This is a genomic window from Streptomyces sp. NPDC040432 (assembly GCF_055595445.1).
In genome coordinates this window covers 1-2174 of the sequence record NZ_JBVIVP010000061.1, presented here as the reverse complement: position 1 = coordinate 2174, position 2174 = coordinate 1, and the positions used below count along the sequence as shown (strand labels likewise).

Annotated in this window: 4 protein-coding genes; all 4 read right to left on the bottom strand. The window is 69.3% G+C overall.

Annotation, left to right across the window (positions count from 1 at the left end; genetic code table 11):
• Positions 1–494, bottom strand: a 494-nt coding sequence (locus tag ACZ58N_RS38815) for a GTP-binding protein (RefSeq protein WP_471170372.1), incomplete at its 3' end; no start/stop codon positions are given.
• A 2-nt stretch (positions 495–496) separates the two neighbouring features.
• Positions 497–1366 (bottom strand): sulfate adenylyltransferase subunit CysD, encoded by an 870-nt coding sequence (cysD, locus tag ACZ58N_RS38810; protein ID WP_471170377.1) that lies wholly within the window; start codon positions 1364–1366, stop codon positions 497–499.
• A gap of 53 nt (positions 1367–1419) precedes the next feature.
• Positions 1420–1965: an adenylyl-sulfate kinase gene (gene cysC, locus ACZ58N_RS38805; RefSeq protein WP_471170369.1), complete on the bottom strand. Its 546-nt coding sequence runs from the start codon at positions 1963–1965 to the stop codon at positions 1420–1422.
• Positions 1966–2000: 35 nt separating this feature from the next.
• Positions 2001–2174: phosphoadenosine phosphosulfate reductase domain-containing protein (locus tag ACZ58N_RS38800; protein WP_471170375.1), on the bottom strand; the 174-nt coding region annotated here is incomplete at its 5' end.

Below are 2174 nucleotides of genomic sequence, written 5' to 3'. Positions count from 1 at the left end.
GTGAACTCCTCGGCGATGGCCGCGAACACCTTCTCCTCGTACCCGACGAGGTCCATCTTGTTGACGGCCAGGACGACGTGCGGGACACGCAGGAGGGCTGCGACGGCGGCGTGCCGGCGGGTCTGCTCGATGACGCCGTTGCGGGCGTCGACGAGGACCACGGCCAGGTCGGCGGTCGAGGCACCGGTGACCATGTTGCGGGTGTACTGCACGTGCCCGGGGGTGTCGGCCAGGATGAACCGACGGCGGGCGGTGGCGAAGTACCGGTAGGCGACGTCGATGGTGATGCCCTGCTCACGTTCGGCGCGCAGGCCGTCGGTGAGGAGGGCGAGGTCGGGGGCGTCCTGGCCGCGGCGGGCCGAGACGGCCTCGACGGCCTCCATCTGGTCGGTCAGGACCGACTTGGAGTCGTGCAGCAGCCGGCCCACCAGGGTGGACTTGCCGTCGTCGACGGAACCCGCGGTCGCGAAGCGCAGCAGTGTGGTGACGTCCATGTCTAGAAGTACCCTTCGCGCTTGCGGTCTTCCATCGCGGCCTCGGACATCTTGTCGTCGGCGCGGGTCGCGCCCCGCTCGGTGAGGCGGGAGACGGCGATCTCGGCGATGACGGCGTCGAGCGTGGTGGCGTCGGAATCGACGGCACCGGTGCAGGACATGTCACCGACGGTGCGGTAGCGGATGAGCCGCTTCTGCGGCGTCTCACCCTCCCTGGGGCCGCCCCACTCGCCCGCGGTCAGCCACATGCCGTTGCGGGAGAACACCTCGCGCTCGTGGGCGAAGTAGATGCCGGGCAGTTCGATGCCCTCACGGGCGATGTACTGCCACACGTCCAACTCGGTCCAGTTCGACAGCGGGAAGACGCGCACGTGCTCGCCGGGGGCGTGCCGACCGTTGTAGAGCTGCCACAGCTCGGGGCGCTGCCGGCGGGGATCCCACTGCGAGAACTCGTCCCGTAGGGAGAAGACGCGTTCCTTCGCGCGGGCCTTCTCCTCATCACGACGCCCACCACCGAACACGGCATCGAACCGCAGCCGCTGGATCGCCTCGGTCAGGGGGAGGGTCTGCAACGGATTGCGGGTGCCGTCGGGGCGCTCACGGAGCTTCCCGGCGTCGATGTACTCCTGGACGGAGGCCACGTGCAGGCGCAGACCGTGCTGCTCGACGGTGCGGTCGCGGTACTCCAGGACCTCGGGGAAGTTGTGCCCGGTGTCGACGTGCAGGAGCGTGAACGGCACCGGCGCCGGCGCGAACGCCTTCAACGCCAGATGCAGCATGACGATGGAGTCCTTGCCACCGGAGAACAGGATCACCGGCTTCTCGAACTCCCCCGCCACCTCACGGAAGATGTGCACCGCCTCCGACTCCATCGAGTCCAGGTGGCTCAGGTCCCGCACGGGCCGGTGCAGGGGAACGACGGTGGTCACACGAGGCCCCTCTCGTCGAGCAGCGCGAACAGCGCCGCTGCGGATTCTTGGACGGTCTGCGTGTGCGACTCGATCCGGAGGTCCGGGGACACCGGGGCCTCGTACGGGTCGTCGACCCCGGTCAGACCGGAGATCTCGCCCGCCGCCTGCTTGGCGTACAGGCCCTTCACATCACGTACGGAACACACCTCGACCGGCGTCGCCACGTGGACCTCCAGATAGGCGGTCCCCTCGGCGGTGTGCCGCTTGCGGACGGCCTCACGGCTGTCCGCGAAAGGCGCGATCACCGGCACGAGCGCCTTCACACCGTTGCTCGCCAGCAACTCGGCGACGAAACCGATCCGCTGCACGTTGGTGTGCCGGTCCTCCCGGGAGAAACCCAGCCCGGCGGAGAGGAACTCGCGGATCTCGTCACCGTCGAGGACCTCCACCCGATGCCCCTCACCGCGCAACCGCTCGGCCAACGCGCGGGCGATGGTGGTCTTCCCCGCGCTGGGCAGCCCGGTCAGCCACACCGTGGCACCCTGGTCGCTCACGCTCATCCGGTTCTCCGTAGGGTTTTGGCCGGTCGTCGTCATCAGCCGTGCAATCCGCATTCGGTCTTGCCCAGACCCGCCCACCGGCCGGACCGGGCGTCCTCGCCCTCCGCGACCCGACGCGTGCACGGCGCGCAGCCCACGGACGCGTACCCGTCCATCAACAGCGGGTTCGTCAGGACACCGTGCTCGGCGACGTACGCCTCCACGTCCTC

Excerpts from the sequence above, each read along its gene's own strand:
- cysC (WP_471170369.1), bottom strand. The coding sequence starts at position 1,965 with ATGAGCGTGAGCGACCAGGGTGCCACGGTGTGGCTGACCGGGCTGCCC.
- cysD (WP_471170377.1), bottom strand. The coding sequence starts at position 1,366 with ATGGAGTCGGAGGCGGTGCACATCTTCCGTGAGGTGGCGGGGGAGTTC.